The organism is Streptomyces davaonensis JCM 4913, from assembly GCF_000349325.1.
Classification (GTDB): Bacteria; Actinomycetota; Actinomycetes; order Streptomycetales; family Streptomycetaceae; genus Streptomyces; species Streptomyces davaonensis.
Window position 1 is genome coordinate 2,768,330 of sequence record NC_020504.1, and the last position, 19,648, is coordinate 2,787,977.

Annotated in this window: 14 protein-coding genes; 6 read left to right on the plus strand and 8 right to left on the minus strand. The window is 70.6% G+C overall.

All coding sequences use genetic code 11. From position 1 onward, the window contains the following. Window positions 1-25 precede the first annotated feature (25 nt). Genes BN159_RS12005 through BN159_RS12015 form a run of 3 tightly spaced genes read right to left on the minus strand, consistent with a single transcriptional unit; the run spans window position 26 to window position 3,266 of the window. Window positions 26-787, minus strand: a complete 762-nt coding sequence (locus BN159_RS12005; protein WP_015657242.1) for an SDR family NAD(P)-dependent oxidoreductase — start codon at window positions 785-787, stop codon at window positions 26-28. Continuing rightward, window positions 784-2,010, minus strand: coding sequence for a beta-ketoacyl synthase N-terminal-like domain-containing protein (locus tag BN159_RS12010; RefSeq protein WP_015657243.1), 1,227 nt, complete (start codon window positions 2,008-2,010; stop codon window positions 784-786). The genes BN159_RS12005 and BN159_RS12010 overlap by 4 nt, the downstream gene beginning before the upstream one ends. Then, window positions 2,007-3,266, minus strand: coding sequence for a beta-ketoacyl-[acyl-carrier-protein] synthase family protein (locus BN159_RS12015; RefSeq protein WP_041819136.1), 1,260 nt, complete (start codon window positions 3,264-3,266; stop codon window positions 2,007-2,009). Before BN159_RS12015 ends, BN159_RS12010 begins: the two co-directional genes overlap by 4 nt. 253 nt (window positions 3,267-3,519) lie before the next feature. Here BN159_RS12015 and BN159_RS12020 point away from each other — a divergent pair, with 253 nt between their 5' ends. The 6 genes from BN159_RS12020 to BN159_RS12045 are packed head-to-tail and all read left to right on the plus strand — an operon-like array spanning window position 3,520 to window position 10,865. Continuing rightward, window positions 3,520-5,358, plus strand: a complete 1,839-nt coding sequence (locus tag BN159_RS12020; protein ID WP_231905716.1) for a 2-oxoacid:acceptor oxidoreductase subunit alpha — start codon at window positions 3,520-3,522, stop codon at window positions 5,356-5,358. Continuing rightward, window positions 5,348-6,361, plus strand: a complete 1,014-nt coding sequence (locus BN159_RS12025) for a 2-oxoacid:ferredoxin oxidoreductase subunit beta (protein WP_015657246.1) — start codon at window positions 5,348-5,350, stop codon at window positions 6,359-6,361. Before BN159_RS12020 ends, BN159_RS12025 begins: the two co-directional genes overlap by 11 nt. 40 nt (window positions 6,362-6,401) lie before the next feature. Then, window positions 6,402-7,709 carry a cation:proton antiporter gene (locus BN159_RS12030; RefSeq protein WP_015657247.1) on the plus strand — a complete coding sequence of 436 codons (1,308 nt, stop codon included), beginning with the start codon at window positions 6,402-6,404 and terminating at the stop codon, window positions 7,707-7,709. A gap of 20 nt (window positions 7,710-7,729) precedes the next feature. Then, window positions 7,730-8,866 carry an acyl-CoA dehydrogenase family protein gene (locus tag BN159_RS12035; protein WP_015657248.1) on the plus strand — a complete coding sequence of 379 codons (1,137 nt, stop codon included), beginning with the start codon at window positions 7,730-7,732 and terminating at the stop codon, window positions 8,864-8,866. Beyond that, entirely contained in the window at window positions 8,863-10,344 is a 1,482-nt protein-coding gene (locus BN159_RS12040) for an amino acid adenylation domain-containing protein (RefSeq protein ID WP_015657249.1), read from the plus strand. The genes BN159_RS12035 and BN159_RS12040 overlap by 4 nt, the downstream gene beginning before the upstream one ends. Beyond that, a complete protein-coding gene (locus BN159_RS12045; protein ID WP_015657250.1) occupies window positions 10,344-10,865 on the plus strand; it encodes a flavin reductase family protein in 522 nt (173 codons plus the stop codon). Before BN159_RS12040 ends, BN159_RS12045 begins: the two co-directional genes overlap by 1 nt. A 72-nt stretch (window positions 10,866-10,937) precedes the next feature. Here BN159_RS12045 and BN159_RS12050 read toward each other — a convergent pair whose 3' ends face one another. The 5 genes from BN159_RS12050 to BN159_RS12070 form a co-directional block, all read right to left on the minus strand. Beyond that, window positions 10,938-12,620: an NAD(P)/FAD-dependent oxidoreductase gene (locus BN159_RS12050; protein WP_015657251.1), complete on the minus strand. Its 1,683-nt coding sequence runs from the start codon at window positions 12,618-12,620 to the stop codon at window positions 10,938-10,940. Between the two features lie 115 nt (window positions 12,621-12,735). Continuing rightward, window positions 12,736-14,394 (minus strand): NAD(P)/FAD-dependent oxidoreductase, encoded by a 1,659-nt coding sequence (locus BN159_RS12055; protein ID WP_157901091.1) that lies wholly within the window; start codon window positions 14,392-14,394, stop codon window positions 12,736-12,738. A gap of 23 nt (window positions 14,395-14,417) precedes the next feature. Further along, window positions 14,418-16,139 carry an NAD(P)/FAD-dependent oxidoreductase gene (locus tag BN159_RS12060; protein ID WP_231905604.1) on the minus strand — a complete coding sequence of 574 codons (1,722 nt, stop codon included), beginning with the start codon at window positions 16,137-16,139 and terminating at the stop codon, window positions 14,418-14,420. A 193-nt stretch (window positions 16,140-16,332) separates the two neighbouring features. Next, the gene (locus BN159_RS12065; RefSeq protein WP_015657254.1) at window positions 16,333-17,835 is read right to left on the minus strand and encodes an FAD-dependent monooxygenase; all 1,503 of its coding nucleotides are present in this window, start codon (window positions 17,833-17,835) and stop codon (window positions 16,333-16,335) included. Between the two features lie 67 nt (window positions 17,836-17,902). Then, window positions 17,903-19,585 (minus strand): NAD(P)/FAD-dependent oxidoreductase, encoded by a 1,683-nt coding sequence (locus BN159_RS12070; protein ID WP_015657255.1) that lies wholly within the window; start codon window positions 19,583-19,585, stop codon window positions 17,903-17,905. Between the last annotated feature and the right edge of the window lie 63 nt (window positions 19,586-19,648).

Sequence of the window (19,648 nt, forward strand, 5' to 3'; positions counted from 1 at the left end):
CCCCTCGACTGTCGGTGACGGTCTGTCAGTGACTTGCCAGGCCGCCGCAGACATTGATCGCCTGCGCCGTGATGCCCGCGGCGCTGTCGCCGGCCAGATGCCCGACCAGGGCGGCGACCTCCTCCGGGGTGCTGCTGCGGCCCATCGGGGTCTCCATATGCCCGGGGCAGACCGCGTTGACGGTGACGCCGGTGGTGGCCAACTCCCGTCCGAGGGCCTTGGTGAAGCCGATCACCGCGTGGTGGGAGGCGGAGCGGGGGGCGTCGAGCGCGACGCCCTGTTTCCCGGCGGTGGAGACGACGCTGATGATCCGGCCCCAGCCGCGGTCCAGCGCGCCGCCCCGGCGGAGCATCGCCCGGGTGACGCGGAAGACGCTGTTGAGGTTGGTCTCGATGATGTCGAGCCAGAGTTCGTCGCCGAGTTCGGCGGTGACCCCGCCGCCGGCGCGGGCCGCGCCGTGGACGAGGACGTCGAGCCGGCCGTAGCAGCCGACGGCGGCCTCGACCAGCTCGCCTGCAGCCCCGGGGTCGCGGACGTCGAGGGCGAGGCCGTCCGCCTTGACGCCCTTGGCGCGCAGGACGGCGACCGTCTCGGCGACGTCGTCGCCGTCCCGGGCGCTGACGAACAGGTCGAAGTCGTCGTCCGCGAGACGTTCGGCGACGGCCCGGCCGACGCCGCCGGTCGCTCCGGTCACCAGCGCGGTGCGGCCGGGGCCCCGAGGGCCCTTGCGGTCGCCGCTGTCCAGCGCCCCGGCCCAGGAGCCGGGGACGGCCTTCCGGGTGGTCACCTCACCACCACCGCGGCCGAGTTGAACCCGCCGTGGCCGCGCGCCAGCACCAGTGCGGCGCGCAGGTCGACCGGGCGCGGGGCGCCGGTGACGAGGTCGAGGTGCCAGCCGTCCTTGGGCCGGTCCACGTGCGCGGCCGGCGGCAGCACCCCGTCGCGCAGCGCCAGCAGGGCCGCCACCAGGTCGAGCGTGGAGCCGCCCGCGCCGATCCGTCCGGTCATCGTCTTGGGTACGGCGACGGGGACGCCGTACGGCCCGAACAGGTCGCCGATCACCTGGGCCTCGGCCTCGTCCAGCGCGGGCACCCCGGAGGCGTCGGCGAAGACGACGTCGATGTCGTCGGCGGTCGCCCCCGCGTCCTCCAGGGCGAGCCGGGCCGCCCGCCCGAGGTTGCCGGGCCCGGTCGGCGGGTCGAACGCGGCGGCGTACCCGGCGACCTCGCCGAGCACCTCCGCGCCCCGCTCCTCGGCGGCGGATCGTTCCTCCAGTACGACGTAGGCGGCGCCCTCGCCCGGCACGTACCCGGAGGCGTCGTGGTGGAAGGGCAGGTAGGCGCGGTCCGGGCGGCTGTGCGGGCTGACCTGTCCGGTGGCGAGGTGACCCGCCCAGCCCAGCGGGCACAGGCCCGCGTCGGAGCCGCCGGCCAGCAGCACCCGGGTGCCGTCGCCGAGCCGGCGCCGGGCCTGGCCCACCGCGTCCAGGCCCCCGCACTGTTCGGTGACGAGGGTGCCGCTGGCGCCGCGCATCCCGTGCCGGATGGAGACCTGGCCGGTGCAGGCGGCGTAGAACCAGGCGAAGGACTGGTACGCGCTGACGCTGTCGCTGCCGGTGCGCCACAGGGCGCTCATCTCGTGCTGCCCGAACTCGTAGCCGCCGGCCGAGCTGGCGGTGAACACGCCGGTGCCGTACTCCTCCATCGAGGCGGGGTCGACATCGGCGTCGTCCAGGGCCTCGGCGGCCGCGGCAAGCGCCAGCCGGGTGAAGCGGGCGGTCTGCGGCAACAGCCTGCTGGGCACGTACTGTTCGGCCACGAACGAGGCGACCTCGCCGGCCACCGGGGTGCGGTTGACGGGCGCGTCGCGGGCCGGGCGCAGGGCGCTGACCCCGCGCAGGGTCGACTGCCACCAGGCGCGGGTGCCGACGCCGTTGGGGGCGACGACTCCGAGGCCGGTGACGGCCGCGCGCACCCGGGCCTGCGGTGCGGAGGAGAGGTCGGGGGTCATTCGGGCTTCCTCAGGACGAGGGCGCTCTGCAGGCCCCCGAAACCACTGCCCACGCTGAGTACCGTATTGAGGGGCTGAGCCCGCGCGGTCAAGGGTACGTAGTCGAGATCGCATTCCGGGTCCGGGGTGTGAAGGTTCGCGGTGGGCGGGACGGCACCGTTCTCCAGGGCCAGGGCGCAGGCGGCGGCCTCCAGCGAGCCGATCGCGCCGAGCGAGTGGCCGATCATCGACTTGATGGAGCTGACCGGCACGTCGTAGGCGTGCGAGCCGAGGCTCAGCTTGAGCGCGTTGGTCTCGTGGACGTCGTTCTGCCGGGTCCCGGAGCCGTGCGCGTTGACGTAGTCGACGGCGTCGGCGGGCAGCCGGGCCTCGTCGAGGGCGGCGCCGACCGCGGCGGCCAGCTCGGTGCCGTCGGGGCGCAGTCCGGTCATGTGGAAGGCGTTGCCGCGGGTGGCGAACCCGGCGATCTCGGCGTAGACGTGCGCGCCACGGCGGCGGGCGTGCTCCTTCTCCTCCACGACGAGGATGGCGCCGCCCTCGCCGAGCACGAACCCGTCGCGGTCGAGGTCGAAGGGGCGGCAGGCCTCGGCGGGGTCGTCCCCTTCATAGGGGGTGGTGGCCTTGATGGCGTCGAAGGAGGCCGCGGTGATGGCGCACACGGGCGCCTCGGCGGCGCCGGCCAGCATCACGTCCGCCGACCCCTCCGCGATGATCCCGGCGGCGTGCCCGAGGGCGTCCAGGCCGGAGGTGCAGCCGGTGGAGACCAGGGCGACCGGTCCCTGCGCGGCGACGGTCCAGGCGACCTCGCGGGCGAGCGCGCTCGGCACCATGTAGTCGTACAACTGCGGTACGGCATAGGTGGTGTCGGTGCGCCAGTCGCGGCCCTCGTCGCTGAGCAGCGGGTAGGCCTGGTCCAGGCTGGTGGCGGCGCCGACGGCGCTGCCGATGCTGACGCCGGTGCGCAGCGGGTCCAGGCCGCCGAGGGCGAGTCCGCTGTCCGCGACCGCCTCCCAGGCGCTGACCACGGCGAACTGCGCCGAGCGGTCCATGCGGTGGATCTCCCGCACCCCGAGTCCGGCGGCCGCGGGGTCGAAGTCGACCTCGGCGGCGACGCGGGAGCGGTAGGTCGAGGCGTCGAAGAACGTGGTGTACCGGGTCGCGGCCCGGCCGCCGGTGAGCAGCGCCCAGTAGTCCTTGGTGCCGATGCCACCGGGGGCGACCACACCCAGCCCTGTGATCACTGCGCGTCGGGTCATGCGGCGATGGTCAGGGCGCACGCTCAAGGTGCGGTGGAGCAGCGCCCGATGTGGCCAGGACCCGTCGGTCGGCACAGCCTCCCCTGGTGCACCGCTTCTTGACCACCCCTCTAGGCGGCCTACCCAGACTGCAACCGCCGTGGGCACCCCCCGAGAGAGAGGTAGAGGCTCGGTGACAGCAGTTCCTCACCCCAGCACCCATCCACCGGCGGCCTCGGAGGCTTCCTCGGAGACCTCCTCGCGGACCGAGCAACTGTCCCGTGTGGTCATCCGGTTCGCGGGCGACTCCGGAGACGGTATGCAGCTGACGGGTGACCGGTTCACGTCGGAGACGGCGTCGTTCGGCAATGACCTGTCGACGCTGCCGAACTTCCCCGCCGAGATCCGCGCCCCCGCCGGCACCCTGGGCGGTGTCTCCTCCTTCCAGTTGCACTTCGCGGACCACGACATCCTCACGCCCGGCGACGCCGTGGACGTGCTGGTGGCGATGAACCCGGCGGCGTTGAAGACGAACCTGGCGGATCTGCGCGCGGGCGGTGAACTCCTCGTCAACAGCGACGAGTTCGACTCCCGGGCGCTGACCAAGGCCGGGTACGAGCGCTCCCCGCTGGACGACGACTCCCTCCAGGGGTACCGGCTGCACCCGGTGCCGCTGACCAGCCTCACCGTCGAGGCGCTGAAGGAGTTCGGGCTGAGCCGCAAGGAGGCCCAGCGCGCGAAGAACATGTTCGCGCTCGGTCTGCTGTCGTGGATGTACCACCGGCCCACCGAGGGCACGGAGAAGTTCCTGACGTCGAAGTTCGCCAAGAAGCCCCAGATCGCGGCGGCCAACATCGCCGCGTTCAAGGCCGGCTGGAACTTCGGCGAGACGACGGAGGACTTCGCGGTCTCCTACGAGATCGCCCCCGCGGCGGACGCCTTCCCGTCCGGCACCTACCGCAACATCTCCGGCAACCTCGCCCTGTCCTACGGTCTGCTCACCGCGGCCCGGCAGGCGGATCTGCCGCTGTTCCTCGGCTCGTACCCGATCACCCCGGCCTCGGACATCCTGCACGAGCTGTCCAAGCACAAGAACTTCGGGGTGCGCACCTTCCAGGCCGAGGACGAGATCGCGGCGGCGGGCGCGGCACTCGGCGCGGCCTTCGGCGGCTCGCTGGCGGTGACCTCCAACTCCGGCCCCGGGATGGCGCTCAAGAGCGAGACCATCGGTCTGGCCGTCGCCCTCGAACTGCCGATGGTCATCGTCGACATCCAGCGCGGCGGCCCGTCGACCGGCCTGCCGACCAAGACCGAGCAGGCCGACCTGCTCCAGACGATGTACGGCCGCAACGGCGAGGCGCCGGTGCCGATCGTCGCCCCCCGCACTCCGGCGGACTGCTTCGACGCGGCGCTGGAGGCGGTGCGGATCGCGCTGACCTACCGCACCCCGGTCTATCTGCTCTCCGACGGCTACCTCGCCAACGGGGCGGAGCCGTGGCGGATCCCCGAGCTGCACGAACTCCCGGACCTGCGGGTGAACTTCGCCGACGGGCCCAACCACACGCTGGAGGACGGCACCGAGGTCTTCTGGCCGTACAAGCGCGATCCGCTCACCCTGGCCCGCCCCTGGGCGATCCCGGGCACGCCGGGTCTTGAGCACCGCGTCGGCGGCATCGAGAAGCAGGACGGCACGGGCAACATCTCCTACGACCCGGCCAACCACGACTTCATGGTCCGCACCCGGCAGGCGAAGGTCGACGGGGTCTGGGTGCCGGACGTGGAGGTCGACGACCCGCACGGCGCGAACACGCTGGTGCTGGGCTGGGGTTCGACCTACGGGCCGGTCACCGCGGCCGTGCGCCGGCTGCGCGCCGCCGGGGAGCGGATCGCGCAGGCGCATCTGCGCCATCTCAGCCCCTTCCCGCGCAACCTCGGCGAGGTGCTCGGGCGGTACGAGCGGGTCGTGGTGCCCGAGATGAACCTCGGCCAGCTCGCGTCCCTGCTGCGCGCCCGCTACCTCGTCGACGTACGCAGCCACACCCAGGTGAGCGGCATGCCGTTCAAGGCCGAGCAACTCGCCGCGGTTCTGAAGGAGGAGATCCATGCGGCTTGAACTGTCGGCCCGTGACTTCAAGTCCGACCAGGAGGTGCGCTGGTGCCCGGGGTGCGGTGACTACGCGATCCTCTCGGCCGTGCAGGGCTTCATGCCCGAGGTCGGGGTGGCGCGGGAGAACATCGTCTTCATCTCGGGGATCGGCTGCTCGTCCCGCTTCCCGTACTACATGAACACGTACGGCATGCACTCCATCCACGGCCGCGCCCCGGCGATCGCCACCGGGCTGGCCGTGAGCAGGCCCGATCTGAGCGTGTGGGTGGTGACCGGTGACGGCGACGCGCTGTCCATCGGCGGCAACCACCTCATCCACGCCCTGCGCCGCAATGTGAACCTCAAGATCCTGCTGTTCAACAACCGGATCTACGGACTCACCAAGGGCCAGTACAGCCCCACTTCGGAACTCGGCAAGATCACCAAGTCGACGCCGATGGGCTCGCTGGACGCGCCCTTCAACCCGGTGTCGCTGGCGATCGGCGCGGAGGCGTCCTTCGTGGCGCGGACCGTCGACTCCGACCGCAAGCACCTCACCGAGGTCCTGCGCGCCGCGCACCGGCACCCGGGCACCGCGCTGGTGGAGATCTACCAGAACTGCAACATCTTCAACGACGGCGCCTTCGAGGTCCTCAAGGACAAGCAGCAGGCGCAGGAGTCGGTGATCCGGCTGGAGCACGGCCGCCCCATCCTCTTCGGGACCGACGGCGCCAAGGGCGTCGTCCGCGACCCGGCCACCGGTGATCTCCAGGTGGTGGACGTCACCCAGGACAACGAACACCGCGTCCTCATCCATGACGCGCACGCCGACTCCCCCACGACGGCCTTCGCCCTGTCCCGGCTCGCCGATCCGCAGACCCTGCACCACACGCCGATCGGTGTCTTCCGGGACATCGAACGGCCCGTCTACGACACGACGATGGCCGACCAGTTGGAGGCCGCCGTCCAGCAGAACGGCAAGGGCGACCTCGCGGCCGTCCTGGCCGGCAGCGACACCTGGAGCCGCTGATCCGTTCCCGCCCCGCACTGCCCTTTCGTAAGGAGACCCAGTGAGCTCTGCCGCTGCCGCACACTCCGAGTGGTTGACCACAGCCGTGATCGGCGGCATCGCGCTGGCGTTGCTGGTGGGCGTCGCCTTCGCCGCGGCCGCCCGCCGGATCCGACAGCCCGCCGTCGTCGGTGAGATCGCCGCCGGTATCTGCCTCGGCCCGAGTCTCCTCGGGCTGTTCCCCGGCGATCTGCCGGAGAAGTTCTTCCCGGCCGAGGCCCGCGCCCATCTGGGCACCGCGGCCAACATCGGTCTGATCCTCTTCATGTTCGTCATCGGCTGGGAGTTCGACGGCACGAGCTTCAGCGGACGCCGAAAGTCCACCGGCATCATCTGGCTGAGCTCGATAGCCTGCCCGCTCGCCCTGGGCATGGGCCTCGCCGCCCTGATCTACGGCACCTACGGCACGGTGAACGGCAACAAGGTGGGGATGTTCGAGTTCACCCTCTACCTCGGCGTCGCCATGTCGATCACGGCGTTCCCGGTACTGGCCCGCATCGTCGCCGACCAAGGGCTCCAGTTCAGCCGGGCCGGGGCGCTCTCGCTGGCGCTGGCCGCGGCCGACGACGTCCTCGCCTGGTGCATGCTCGCCCTGGTCGTGGCGCTGGTGACGGCCAGCGGCACCGGCGCCTTCGTCACGATGCTGCTGTGGTCGCTGGTGTACGTCGCCGGCATGCTCTGGGTCGTCAAGCCTGCCCTGCGCAAACTGACCGAGCGGCTGCCGCAGACCCCGCTGCCGCAGCTCATGGTGGTCGCCGCGTGCGGCGCCTTCGGCTCGGCCTGGCTGACCTCCGAGATCGGAATCCACGCCATCTTCGGCGCCTTCTTCTTCGGTCTGGTCATGCCGCGTGACCGGCGCCTGATGCAGTCGGCGTTCGGGCCGATGGAGAGCGCCAGCAAGCTGCTGCTGCCGCTGTTCTTCGTCGTGACCGGTCTGTCCGTCGACCTCACCACGATCACCGGCCAGGGTCTGCTGGTGATGCTGGCCGTCATCGCGGTGGCCTGTGTCGGCAAGCTGGGCGGGGTCGCGATCCCGGCCAAGCTGACCGGGATGAACTGGCGCGACGCCACCGTGCTCGGGCTGCTGATGAACACCCGCGGTCTGACCGAGCTGGTGATCCTCAACGTGGGGCTCCAGCTGGGCCTGCTCACCGTGGAGCTGTTCAGCGCCATGGTGATCATGGCCCTGGTCACCACCGCGATGGCGGCGCCCCTGCTCTCCGCCCTGCTGGCCCGCCAGAACGAGCGCGCCCACGAGGAACTGCTCAGCACCCGGACCGCGGTCTCCGTGGCCTCTTCCCCAAAATAGTCGAAAGGCAGGCACGCGCCATGGACTTCGCCTGGACCGAGGAACAGCGGCAGGCATACGACCAGACCCTGACCGCCGTACGCGAGGCGTTCCCGCCGAGTGACGGCACGGCCGAGTACTACGACCGCGGTGACTTCAAGCAGCTCGGCACGCTCGGCCTGCTGGGCCTGTCCGTGCCGGCCGAGTACGGCGGCGGCGGGCTCGGCGCCCTGGACACGGCACGGCAGGTGGAGGCCCTCGGCCGCGGCTGCGACCGCACCGGGCTGGTCTTCGGCGCCTCGGCGCATCTGTTCGCCTGCGCCATGCCGATCGTCGACTTCGGTGGCCCGGCCCTGAAGTCCCGGGTGCTGCCCGGGATGTGCTCGGGCGAGCTGATCGCGGGCAACGCGATGACGGAGGACGAGGCGGGTTCGGACGTCTCCAAGCTGTCCACGGTCGCCGAGCGCACCGAGGGCGGCTGGATCCTCAACGGCGAGAAGAGCTTCGTCACCAACGGGCCGGCCGCGGACGTCTTCACGACGTACGCGACCACCGACCCCAAGGCCGGCTACCTGGGCGTCACCGGGTTCGTGGTGGAGCGGGGCGCCCCCGGTCTGACCATCGGGGAGCCCTTCGAGAAGATGGGCATGGCCCATGTCCCGGCCGGGCGGCTGAAGTTCGACAACTGCTTCGTGCCGGACGGCGACCTCCTCGGCGAGGAGGGCCAGGGCGGCTTCATCTTCCAGCACTCCATGGGCTGGGAGCGGTGCTGTCTGTTCGCCGGGTTCCTCGGCCTCGCCGACCATCTGCTGGACCGGGCCGTGGAGCAGGCCCGCACCCGTAAGCAGTCGGGGCGCCGGATCTCCCGCTTCCAGGCCGTCTCCCACCGGATCGCGGACATGAAGCTGCGCACCGAGAGCGCCCGGCTGCTGCTGTACCGGGCCGCCTGGGAGATGGACCGGGGCGGCCCGGCCACCCTGTGGATCGCCCTGTCCAAGCTGGCCGTGTCGGAGGGCGTGATCTCCACGGCGCTGGACGCCATCCGGCTCTTCGGCGGACGCGGCTATCTGCGCGCCGAGGGCATCGAGGCCGCCCTCAGGGACGCGGTGCCCTCCGTCATCTTCTCCGGTACGTCGGACATCCAGCGCGACATCATCTCCAGGGAGCTGGGACTATGAGCACCAACGTCAGCCTGCACCGCCTGCTGTACGACTCCGCCCGGCGCTACCCGTACTCGGTGGCGGTGCACGGGGCGGACGGCCCCATCGACTACCGCAAGCTCGACCGCCTCGCGGACCGGTACGCCGCGGCCCTGCTGGAGAGCGGGGTGGGGGTCGGCGACCGCGTCATCATATGGAGCCACAAGAGCGTCGACGCCATCGCCGTGATGCAGGCCGCGCTGCGGATCGGCGCCATATACGTGCCGGTCACCGGCTCCAACCCGCCCGCCCGGGTGGCCCGGATCGCGGCCGGCTGCGAGCCCAAGCTGGTCGTGGCCGACGCGGGCGGTGTGGAGCGGGCCAAGGCGGCCGAGTTCGACGCGGCGCCGCTGGCCGGTTTCGAGGAGCTGCGTCTGCGGGCCGAGGAGGGCGCGCGCCCGACGCACTTCAAGAACGAGCCGGACGACCCGGCGTACATCCTCTACACCTCGGGTTCCACCGGTGAGCCCAAGGGCGTGATGATCAGCCACCGCAACGCACTGGCGTTCGTGGACTGGGCGGTCGAGGAGCTGGAGCTGACCGTCTCCGACCGGCTCTCCAATCACGCGCCGTTCAACTTCGACCTCTCCGTCTTCGACCTGTACGGCGCCTTCGCCTCGGGCGCCTCGGTGCATCTGGTCCCTGAGGAACTCGCTTACGCGCCCCTTCAGTTGGCGGAGTTCATGCGGCAGCGGCTGATCACCGTCTGGTACTCGGTGCCGTCCGCGATCAGCCTGATGATGCGCGAGGGCGGCCTGCTGGAGGGTCCCCCGCCGTCGAGCCTGCGGGTCTGTCTCTTCGCCGGCGAGCCGTTCGCCATCCACCACGTCCAGGAGCTGCGCAAGGCCTGGCCCGGGGTACGGCTGCTGAACTGGTACGGCCCGACCGAGACCAACGTCTGCACCTCCTACGAGGTCACCGAGGCGGACCTGGAGCGGGAGACCCCGCTGCCGATCGGCACGGCCTGCTCCGGCGACACCGTCACCCTCGACGGACCGGAGGGCGGTGAGGGCGAGGTCGTCGTCACCGGCCCGACGGTGATGCTGGGCTACTGGGGGCGCGGCCCCCACGAGGGCCCGTACCGCACCGGCGACATCGCGCGCCTGGACGCGGACGGGAACCTGGAGTACGTCGGACGCCGCGACCACATGGTGAAGGTGCGCGGCAACCGGATCGAGCTGGGCGAGATCGAGGCGGCCATCGGCACCCTCGAATCCGTCGCCGAGGTGACGGTGCTGGTGATCGGCACCGGTCTCACGTCCCAACTGCACGCCGTCGTCGTCCCCTCGCCGGGGCAGCGGCCCTCCCTGCTCGCCATCAAACGCCGCTGTGCGGAAAGGTTGCCCACGTATATGAACATCGACCGTTTGCACACCGCCGAGGACCTGCCCAGGACCCCGAACGGCAAGCTGCACCGCGCCGCGCTGGTCACGGCCGTAGAGGCGGGTGAGCTGTGATGCAGACCGCCATGCCCACGATGGCCTCGTCCGTCGACATCCAGCTGTTCCGTACCGTCATGGCCTCGCTGGCCAGCGGGGTCTCCATCGTGACCACGCTGGACAAGGAGGACGAGCCGCGGGGTCTGACCTGTTCCGCGGTGTGCAGTGTCTCCGTGGATCCGCCGCTGCTGCTGGCGAGCGTCAGCAACCGCAGCGGTACGCTCCGCGCGGTCCTGGACCGGGCCCAGTTCTCGGTCAACATCCTCGGTTCGCAGGGCCAGATGGCGTCCCAGCTGTTCGCCTCGGGCGCCACGGACAAGTTCGAGCGGGTCCGCTGGACCCCGGGTCCGGCGACCGGGACCCCGCTGCTGGCGGTCACGGTCGGCCACGCGGAGTGCGAGCTGCACGACGCGGTGGAGGCCGGCGACCACACCCTGCTCATCGGCCGGGTGGTGGGCGGCGGCACCGCTGAGGAGCGGTTCCCGCTGACCTACTGGCGGGGCGGCTACTCCCGCCTGCTGCCGTCCGCGGCGGCCTGATCCTCCGGTACCTACGACAGTGCCGCCGTCCTCCCCTCGGAGGACGGCGGCACTGTCGTAGGTGATGCGCGCCTAACGGGACGTCGCCGAGGTGACCGAGGTGACGTTGTCGCGGGTCAGCAGGCGGCGGAAGTCCGCGGGGGCGGAGGTCTTGACCCACCAGAGCATCTTCAGGCGCTTGGGGATCGTGAAGTGGTAGACCTTGGCCTCCGGGTCACCGAAGGCGTACAGCGGGGGCACGAACTTCTCGCGGCGCAGCTCGGCGAAGATGCCGTCGGCGGCCGACGCGGCCGGGAGATCGCCGGTGCCGACGCTCTCGATCGCCCTGAGCGAGCGGTCGATGAGGCCCCGAAGCCCCGCGGGGGCGTGGAACCAGATGCCGCCCAGCTCGAACCGCTCCACCGGCGTCCAGTCCCGGCCGGCGCTCGCCTCGACGTCCAGCCGGGCCCGCTTGAGCGAGAGGTCGGCGAGGATCTGCCAGAGCAGCCAGACCCGGGAGAAGGCGTTCCAGAGGCGGAAGTCCCGGCCGGCGACACGGGCGGCGGACAGCCATCGGTCGTTGAAGGCGGCGAGCTCGTCCTGGAAGGCGGCGATCCGGGCGAAGGGCGCGGTGGCGAAGTCGTCGCGGCGCACCGCGGGCACCAGCGCCGTGGCGAGGGCGTGGACCATCTCCGCGGCCATGGTGACGTCGCGGGAGAGGAACAGGTCGTTGCGGGCCGCGGTCCGCTCCAGCGCGAACCAGCGCTCGCCGTGGCTGCGGGCGGCGGTGCGCTGGTACAGGGGGGCGTTCGTCCAGGGCCGTACCGCCTGTGCGGAGGCGAACTGCCGGGCCAGGTCGGGGTATCGCTCGACCACGACCCGGAATGCCTTCTCGGGGTCGTCCGGCAGGCCCTCCCAGCGGCCGGGGTCGAGGCTGAGCGTCACTCCGGTGGCGGGGTTGTCGCCGCCGGAGTGATTGTCGAAGCGGACGAGCTGGATCCAGCCGCCGTCGAAGATGTGGTGCACCGTGCCCTGGGACCAGGGGGTGGTGCGCGGGTACTCCGAGGGGCTGCGCACCTCCTCGAACCGGGTGACGCCGGTCATGTGGGTGGCGATGACCCGGGAGCGCAGCCCGAGCCGCGGCTCGGCGTCGTCGCCGCCGTGGCGAGCCAGCAGCGGGGAGTCGGGGCCGCTGACGTCCACGAGGTAGCGGGCGCGCCAGACACGGCCGTCGCTGGTCTCGACGCGGGCGCCGTCCGGGTCGGTCCACGCATCGGTCATCTGCACGCCGTGCGGCAGGACGGCCGCGCCGTAGCGGTGCGCCAGGCGCACGGTGTACATGTCGACGCCACGGCGCTCCAGGTGCCACTCCGCGTGCTCGCCGGGGACGTTGAACTGCACGCTCTCGTCGGGGCGCTGGTCCTCGCCGGTGCGGTGGTAGAGGAACCCGAGGCTCTTCTTGATGCCGCTGTCCCGGCGGATGTCCTCGGGCAGGTCCGGGAAGAGGCCGAAGGCCGCGATCTCCGGGATGCCGAAGCGCTTGGCCAGCAGCAGGAAGACCTCGGCCGTGTAGGGCACCGTGGTCTCCCCCGAGGCCTCGGTGCGGTCGTGTGCGGCCGGCACGATCAGGACGCGCACGCCCTGGCTCGCCAGCACGGCGCCGAGCAGTCCGCCGGCGAGGGTGCCGCCGAGGACGGCCACGTCGTACTTCTCCGCGGGATCGGGGGCGCGGGCGCTGCCCGGCTCGGGCAGCGCGGACGCCTGGTTTTTCGTCACGCTCTCCTCCTGATGTATGGCCTGTGGTTCGGGTTCGGCGCCAGGGGCGCCGTTACAGCCCTGAGGCCGGCGGGACATGACGTCCCACCGGCCGCAAGCAGGGCCGCGCGTGCGCTCAGAAGATGCGCTTGCCCTTCACGAAGTGCTTGATCGCCTCGACCGCGGTGCCCACCATGTACGGCCGCATGTCCTCGGGCGCCTTGGTGCGGGACCAGAGCAGCATGTTGCGCAGCCGCTTCGGGCTCGGGTCGATGAACCTGACGTCACGCTGGGCGATCTGCAGGGACGGCGGGATCCAGTCGGCCTTGCGCATCTTGGCGAACAGCTTGTCCGCGGCGTCCTGGGAGTCCATCTCCCCGGCTTCGACGGCCTCGCAGTAGTCGGCCATCTCATCGAAGATCTCCCGGTACTCGGGCTTGTCCGGCCACCACAGACCGGGGCTCGGCACGTCCTCCATCGCCTTCCAGATCTCCGGGTCGTTCTGCCGCCGCGCCTTGAGGTCCTCGTGGATGACGCGGAAGGCGCCGGGCAGGGAGCCGTAGCTCCAGATCCGGAAGAGGGCGTTCCACAGGTCGTAGTCGGAGAAGCTGATGAAGGCGGAGTTGACCAGGCGGTCGTTGAAGGTGAGCAGGTTCTGCTCCAGCTTCTCGACGTACTCGAACTGCGCCGGGTCGAAGTCGTCCCGCTTCAGCGCCCGGATCAGCCGCCAGGCGAGCACGTTGAGGATCTCCGCGGTGTTGGACAGGCCGCGCGAGAACAGCGGGTCGACGAAGCCTGCCGCGTGCGGCAACAGGACCCAGCGCTCGCCGACGACCTGCTTGGAGGAGTACTGGAGTCGGCCGGTGCTCACCCACGGGCGGACGCTGCGCGCGTTGGCCAGCTGCCGCTTGACCAGCGGGAACCGGTCGACGTGGTGCCAGAACTCCTCCTCGGCCGTCATGTCGCTGGGCTTGGGGTAGCGACGCGGGTCGAGCTGGAGGCCCACACTGCACAGCGGGTTGGTGCTCTTCGGGTGGTTGTCGAACGGGATGATCCAGAACCAGCCGCGCTCGAACATGTGGTGCATGGTGCCCTCGTGCCAGGGGCGCGGGGGCACGTCGTTGGGGCCCATGCGGGTGTGGTCGTCGACGCGGTCGACGTTGATCATGTGGGTGAAGATCGAGCGGGCGTGGTGCTTGAGCCGGCTGGGCTCGTCCCGCAGACCGAGCTGGTCGGCGAGCGGGGACCGGAAGCCGCTGCCGTCGACGACGAAGCGGGCACGGTGCGTCGTGCCGTTCTCGCCGATCACCGTGACGCCGTCGTCGTCGAAGTCCACCTTCTCGACGCGGTAGTTCTGGATCGCGGTGCAGCCGTATTTCAGCGCCACGTGGAAGAGGTACTGGTCGATGTCCTGGCGGAAGTAGTGGCTGGCCAGGTGGAGCACCTTCGGCAGCCGGAACTGGTTGATCTCACGCGGGTCGGGCTCCTGGCCGTCGCGGTGGATCATGAAGCCGAAGTGCCGCTTCAGTCCGGAGGTGCTGCTGATGTACTGGTTGCACTCCTCCAGGCTGCCGAGGTGTCCGATCTCCGGCACGCCGTAGCGGTGGGCGAGCATCCTCAGGTGGACCAGCGTGTAGCCGACGGTCGACTCACCGATCGCGAACCGCGGATGGGACCCGGCGTCCAGGAGCAGAACCTTGTTCCCGGCCTTGGCGAGGATCGCGCCGAGGACCGAGCCGGCTAAGCCGGTGCCCAGGATGACGACATCGTAGTTTTCGCTCGACTGCTGCTTCATTTCACTCCCCGTGTGGGTGCCCATCAGCTCGCGCTCGCGGACCGGCGCTTGATGACGTCGCCGATGACGGGCCAGTACGCGGCCATGTGCTTCAGCTCTTCGGTGACCTTGAATTCCTCCTTGTCGAACCGCTTGCGCAGGAAGAGGGTGAGCCCGTCGTAGACCAGATCGCCGATCTCGTCCGGGGCGTCCTTCTTCGCCCACTGGAGGGTCTGGAGGACCTTGAGCGTGGTGGCGTCCGTCCAGTGGTTGTCGGGGTCGGCGAGACCGAAGGCAGGGGGTACGAAGTCGGCCGCACGGAGCTGCGCGAGGATCTCCTCCGAGGCCTTCCTCGGGTCGAGGTCCCCCTTCTGGACCTCCTGCACGAGGGTGCTGACGTTCTTCAGCAGCTGGCGGACCGGGGCGTAGTCGGGAATCGCGCCGTCCGGGGCCTGGCGCTCCAAACGTTCGAGGCCGCCCGGGTCGCGGCTGTCCAGGTAGGTGGCGTAGGCGCGGTTGATCTCGAAGGTGGCGAGGATCTGCCCCAGCGACCACACCCGGAACCAGGCGTTCCACAGGAACCAACTACCGAAGGACGTATAGGCGTTGGCGACCAGGTCGTCGTTGAAGTCGAGCAGGCCCTGCTCCAGCTCCTGGACGTAGGCGAACCGCTCCTCGGAGAAGTCGTCCTCCTTGATGGCGTCCAGCAGCCGCCAGCCCAGCGCGTGGATGATCTCCATGGTGTTGGACAGGCCGCGCGAGAAGAGCGCGTCGACGAACCCGGCGGCGTGCGAGGTCAGGCACCAGCGGTAGCCCATGGTCTGCTTGGAGGAGTACTGGAGCCGGCCGGTGCGCACCCAGTCGCGGACCGCGACCGCACCCTCGAACTGCGGGGCGATGTCCGGGTACTTGGCGATGAACCGGCGGAACTCCTCCTCCGGCGTGCAGTCCGGCTGCGGGTGGATGCGCGGGTCGAGATTGATGCCGACGCTGCACAGCGGGCTGGTGGCCAGCGGGTGGTTGTCGAAGGGGATGACCCACATCCAGCCGCCGTCGAAGAGGTGGTGGAGGGTCCCCTCGCTCCACGGGCTGGGGTTCTGGTGCGTGCCCTTGGGCACGGTGTCCTCGTACGGCTTCACCCCGATCATGTGGGTGAACAGCGAACGGGACTGATGGCGCAGCCGGCTCGGCTCCTCGCGCAGCCCGAACTTCTCGGCCAGCGGGGAGCGGTGACCGCTGGCGTCCACCACGAACTTCACCCGCACCGGGTCGCCCTGCGCCGGGATCACCGTGACCCCGTCGTCGTCGACATCGATGTCCAGGACCTTCGTCTGCTGACGGATCTCCGCGCCGTACTTGATGGCGACATTCACCATCCAGGCGTCGGTGTCCTGGCGGAAGAAGTGGTTCTCGGTGTGGGTGATCTTCGGGATCGGGAACATGCTGGTTTCCAGCGGGTTCTGCCGAGCGCCCTCGCGGTGGTAGAGGAAACCGAAGTTCCGCTTCACCCCGCAGTTGGTGGAGATCTTCGACTGCACGGCCTCGAAGGTCGTCAGCCACTTGATCTCCGGCACGTTGTACCGCTCGCTGACCAGCCGCATCATCATCGAGGTGTACGGGATCGTGGACTCGCCGATGGCGAACCTGGGGTGGGTACCCGCATCGAGGACGAGCACCTTCGCTCCGTTGCGCGCAAGGCAAGCGGCCAGCGTGGTACCCGCCAGTCCCGATCCCAGGATGGCCACGTCGTACCGCGGCGAAGCCATGGCTTTCGGTGTATTGGCAGGGGGCATGGGGCTCTCCTAAGTGGATCCCGGCATCCGATTCCCGGCACCTTAGGAAGAGCGACTCAAGGCCCGATTGGCCAACGCTTGCGAAGCGCTCGACAACCCATGCCCAGTACACGTGTTGAGCAGGTGCTGCCTCCCCCGAGGCAGCACCTGTGAAGATTCGGTGCGATCAGCTGCGGACCCAGCGGAGCAGAGCCGCGGGGAGTTCGGCGACCGCGCGGGCACGGGTGCCCGCCCAGGCGCAGTAACCGTCGGGGCGGACCAGGATCACCTCGGGGGTGCGCCAGGGACCCGGCGCGTAGGAGATGCGGCCGGCCAGCCGGACCAGGCTGCCGTCGGACTCGGGGACACCGGGGAGCAGCGGTGCGCCGCTGCCGGTGTCGATCAGCACGAAACTGCCGGTGCGCAGGGCCTCGTAGAGGTTCTCGGCGGACCGTCCGGGAGAGGCGATCCGCAGATCGGGGACCCGGGTTCCGACCAGGGCGGAGGCACCGGTGGCCGCGGCCATCGCGGGGTAGCGGGTGAAGACGCCCGACAGATGTCCGACCGCGGTCAGATGCGTCCGCGGAATCCGGCTTGCCACGGCGACCACGGCCTTGCGTGCCACCCTGGCCGGCAGTTGGTCGGAGGTCATGATGCGGGTGGCGATGTCGGTCACCTTGATCACGCCCTGCGACACCGGGCGCCGCTCGGCCGCGTAGCTGTCGAGCAGGTCCTCACCGGCCCGCCCCTTCACCACGGCGGCCAGCTTCCAGCCGAGGTTCATCGCGTCCTGGATACCGAGGTTGAGGCCCTGCCCGCCGAGCGGCGAGTGGACGTGCGCGGCGTCACCGGCGATGATCATGCGCCCCTTGCGGTAGAACTCCGCCTGCCGCTCCTGGATGTGGAACCGGGACGTCCACAGCGGTTCGCTGGGCCGCATGTCCCGGCCGAACAGCTTCTTCAGCGTCGCGTCGACCTCGCCGAGCGTCACCGGGTCGTCCGACCACGGCTTGTCCCGGTCGATCACCCCCATGCGGTACCAGCCGTTGCCGAAGTCCGTCGCCACCACGAGCCCGGCCCGGCCGACCCGGATCAGCAGCTGGTCGTCGAGCGGAACACCGAGCCGGACATCGGCGACGATGATGGTGTACGGGTAGGTGGCCCCGGTGAATTCCGCGCCCATGGACTGGCGCACCTGGCTGCGCGAGCCGTCACACCCGATGAGCCAGGGTGCGGACTCCTCCCAGACCCTGCCCTCCTTCTCCAGCGTGACATGGACGGTCCTGCCCTCCTGTCGGCAGTCGGTGACCGTGACCCCGCGCTCCACGGTCACCCCGAGGTTGACCGCGCGCTTCTCCAGGAGCTCCTCGGTCTGTCCCTGCGGGATGATGGTGAGCTGCCCGAAGTCGGAGACCAGCTTGCCCATGTCGAACAGCGACTGGCCGAGGGAGACCCGGACCCGTGGCACGGGGTTGGCCCGTTCGAGCACCTCGTCGGCGACCCCGCGCATGTGCAGGACCTCCATGGTGCGTCCGTGCAGGCCGAGTGCCCGGGATTCCTGGGTGCGGTGTTCACGCCGTTCCACGACCCTGCACCGCACTCCCGCCAGGGCGAGTTCCCCGGCGAGCATCAGTCCGGTCGGTCCGGCGCCCGCAATGATCACGTCGTAGGCGTCTGCGTTCTGGTCCATCACGATGAGCCTCAGTTCGGTGAGTTCAGTGGGGGGGTTCGGCGTGCTCTGGTCAGCGGGAGACCGTTCAGCGAGAGGTGGCGGACGTGACCGAGGTGACGTTGTCCCGGGTCAGCAGGCGGCGGAAGTCCTCCGGAGCGGAGGTCTTGACCCACCACAGCATCCGCAGTCGTTTCGGAAGAGTGAAGTGGTAGACGCGGGCGGCGGGATCGCCGAAGGCGTACAGCGGCGGTACGAACTTGCCCTGGCGCAGGGCCGCGAAGATCTGGTCGGCGGCCGCACCGGCGGCGAGTTCGCCCGCGCCGACCCGCTCGACGGTCTTCAGGGACCGGTCGATGAGGTCCCGCAGTCCCTCGGGGACGTGGAACCAGATGCCGCCGAGTTCGAAGCGCTCGACGGGGGTCCAGTCCAGGACGCCGCCGCCGGCCTCGCAGTCCAGGCGAGCCCGCTTGAGCGAGAGGTCGGCGAGGATCTGCCAGAGCAGCCAGACCCGCGAGAAGGCGTTGTAGAGCTTGAACTCCCCGGCCGCGATGCGGGCGCAGCGCAGCCAGCGGTCGTTGAACGCGCCGAGCTCGTCCTGGAACGCGGCGACCCGCGCGAACGGCGCGGTGGCGAAGTCGTCGCGGCGCACGGCCGGGATCAGCGCCGAGGCCAGCGCGTGGACCAACTCGGTGGCCATGGTGACGTCGCGGGAGAGGAACAGGTCGTTGCGGGCCGCGGTCCGCTCCAGGGCGAACCAGCGGTCGCCGTACGTCCGGGCGGCGGTGCGCTGCCACAGCGGTGCGCTCGTCCACGGCCGTACCGCCGTGGCCGAGGTGAACTGCCGCTCCAGATCGGGGAATTGCTCGACAACCGTGCGGAAGGCTTTCTCCGGGTCGTCCGCCAGGTCCGCCCAGCGCCCGGGGTCGAGGCTGAGGGTGACACCGGTGGCGGGGTTGTGGCCGCCCTGGTGGTTGTCGAAGCGGACGAGCTGGACCCAGCCGCCGTCGAACAGGTGGTGCACCGTGCCCTCGGACCAGGCGGTCGCGCGCGGGTAGTCCGCGGTGTCGCGGACCTCCTCGAAGGGCGCCACGCCGGTCATGTGCGTGGCGATGACCCGGGAGCGCAGCCCGAGCCGCGGCTCGGCGTCGTCGCCGCCGTTGCGTGCCAGCAGGAACGAGCCCGGTCCGCTGACGTCGACGAGGTAACGGGCCCGCCACACATGGCCGTCGGCGGTCTCCACGCGGGCCCCGTCGTCCTCGGTCCACGCATCGGTCGCGTGCACCCCGTGCGGCAGCACGGCGGCGCCGTAGCGGTGGGCCAGGGTCACGGTGTACGCGTCGACGGTGCGCCGCTCCAGGTGCCACTCGGCGTGTTCGCCGGGGACGTTGAACTGGATGCTCTCCTCGGCGCGCTGCGACTGCCCGGGGCGGTGGTAGAGGAAGCCGAGGCTCTTCTTGACGCCGCTGTCCCGGCGGATCTCCGCGGGCAGGTCCGGGAAGAGGCCGAAGGCCGCGATCTCCGGGATGCCGAACCGCTTGGCCAGCAGCAGGAAGACCTCGGCGGTGTACGGCACGGTGGTCTCACCGGACGGCTCGCCGCGGTCCTCGGCGCACGGGACGACGAGCACCCGCACGCCCTGGCTCGCCAGCACGGCGGCCAGCAGGCCGCCGGCCAGGGTGCCGCCCAGGACGGCCACGTCGTACCGCTCCTTGGGATCGGCGGCAGGAGCGGCGCGGTGGCCGGTCGGGGTGGGGCGGTTGGTCTTCATTGCAGTGGACTCCCCTGTCGCATTGCGGTCGGCCGCCCGCCGGCGGAGACCGCGCCCCAGGGG

What these genes read in the sequence shown, in the direction of transcription:
- BN159_RS12010 (WP_015657243.1), bottom strand. Translation starts at nt 2,010, where the DNA reads ATGACCCCCGACCTCTCCTCCGCACCGCAGGCCCGGGTGCGCGCGGCC.
- BN159_RS12015 (WP_041819136.1), bottom strand. Translation starts at nt 3,266, where the DNA reads ATGACCCGACGCGCAGTGATCACAGGGCTGGGTGTGGTCGCCCCCGGT.
- BN159_RS12025 (WP_015657246.1), top strand. Translation starts at nt 5,348, where the DNA reads ATGCGGCTTGAACTGTCGGCCCGTGACTTCAAGTCCGACCAGGAGGTG.
- BN159_RS12035 (WP_015657248.1), top strand. Translation starts at nt 7,730, where the DNA reads ATGGACTTCGCCTGGACCGAGGAACAGCGGCAGGCATACGACCAGACC.
- BN159_RS12040 (WP_015657249.1), top strand. Translation starts at nt 8,863, where the DNA reads ATGAGCACCAACGTCAGCCTGCACCGCCTGCTGTACGACTCCGCCCGG.
- BN159_RS12045 (WP_015657250.1), top strand. Translation starts at nt 10,344, where the DNA reads ATGCAGACCGCCATGCCCACGATGGCCTCGTCCGTCGACATCCAGCTG.
- BN159_RS12055 (WP_157901091.1), bottom strand. Translation starts at nt 14,394, where the DNA reads ATGAAGCAGCAGTCGAGCGAAAACTACGATGTCGTCATCCTGGGCACC.
- BN159_RS12060 (WP_231905604.1), bottom strand. Translation starts at nt 16,139, where the DNA reads ATGGCTTCGCCGCGGTACGACGTGGCCATCCTGGGATCGGGACTGGCG.
- BN159_RS12065 (WP_015657254.1), bottom strand. Translation starts at nt 17,835, where the DNA reads ATGGACCAGAACGCAGACGCCTACGACGTGATCATTGCGGGCGCCGGA.
- BN159_RS12070 (WP_015657255.1), bottom strand. Translation starts at nt 19,585, where the DNA reads ATGAAGACCAACCGCCCCACCCCGACCGGCCACCGCGCCGCTCCTGCC.